The organism is Acidocella aromatica (assembly GCF_014201825.1).
Lineage (GTDB): Bacteria > Pseudomonadota > Alphaproteobacteria > Acetobacterales > Acetobacteraceae > Acidocella > Acidocella aromatica.
On the sequence record NZ_JACHFJ010000029.1, the window covers coordinates 1 to 1,190 of the forward strand.

The following is a 1,190-nucleotide window of genomic DNA, read 5'->3' on the forward strand; positions in this document are numbered from 1 at the left end:
TGACCCTGCCTCCAACGTGCCCTCATTTTTAAGTTAGGGTCTGCGGGTTGATGTATGCCTTGCTGGCGTGTTGAGCGAAAGCCTCCGGCGCCATGCCGCCGAGGCTGGTGTGGGGCCTGACGGCGTTATAGTTGGCGCGCCAAGCCTCGATGGCCGACCGGCATGGCCAAGATTGCGGAACAGATGCTCGTTGAGGCATTCGTCACGGAACCGGCCGTTGAAGCTCTCGATGAACCCGTTTTGCTGCGGCTTGCCAGGTGCGATGTAGTGCCACAGCACCGAGCGCTTTTCCTGCCAGGTCAGGATCGCATTCGAGGTCATCTCGGTGCCGTTGTCACTGACGATCATCAGTGGCCAGCCGCGATGTGCCCCGATCTGGTCGCGTTCGCGCCGAGCCGTTCGCCGGACAACGGCGTATCCGCCACCAGCGTCAGGCATTCGCGCGTGTAGTCGTCCACCACCGTCAGCACGCGCAAGCGCCGCCCGTTGTTCAGCGAATCCGAGACAAAATCCAGGCTCCAGCGCTGGTTCGGCCCATCGGGCAGCATCATTGGCGAGTGCGTGCCCATCGCCCGTTTCCGCCCCCACGCTTGCGGACCGACAGCCCTTCTTCCCGATATAGCCGGAACAGCTTCTTGTGGTTCATCACCCCCCCTCGCGGTCGAGCAGGATATGCAGGCGGCGATAGCCAAACCGGCGTCGCTCTGCGGCCAGTTCGCGCAGGCGCATCCGTGTTGCCTCCTCGGACGGACGACGCGACGCATAACGTCAGGTCTTCGGATCAATGCCGACCAGCCGGCAGGCCCGCCGCTGTGAGTAATCCCGCTCCGTAATCGCCCAGGTCGCGGCCTCCCGCCGCAAGCCGGGCGTCACGAGTTTTTTGCCAGCAGGTCCTTCAGCGTCGAGACATCCATCAGGCTCTCAGCCAGGAGCCGCTTCAGCTTCGCGTTTTCTTCCTCAAGAGCCTTCAGCCGCCGGGCTTCCGACACCTCCATGCCACCGTATTTCGAGCGCCAGGTGTAAAACGTCGCGTCCGAAATCCCATGCTTGCGGCAAAGATCCGCAGCCGTGGCACCCGCCTGATGCTCCTTCAAAATCCCAATAATCTGGTCCTGCATAAATCGTGCTTTCTTCATCGTCTGTCTCCAATGGACAGCCCTTACCTCAAAACGAGGGCATTTCAGGGGGCA

At 61.8% G+C, this 1,190-nt stretch carries 1 pseudogene; it reads right to left on the reverse strand.

Going from position 1 to position 1,190, the window contains the following annotated elements:
• Positions 1 to 28 precede the first annotated feature (28 nt).
• Positions 29 to 1,136: pseudogene (locus HNP71_RS14025) on the reverse strand (IS3 family transposase).
• Between the last annotated feature and the right edge of the window lie 54 nt (positions 1,137 to 1,190).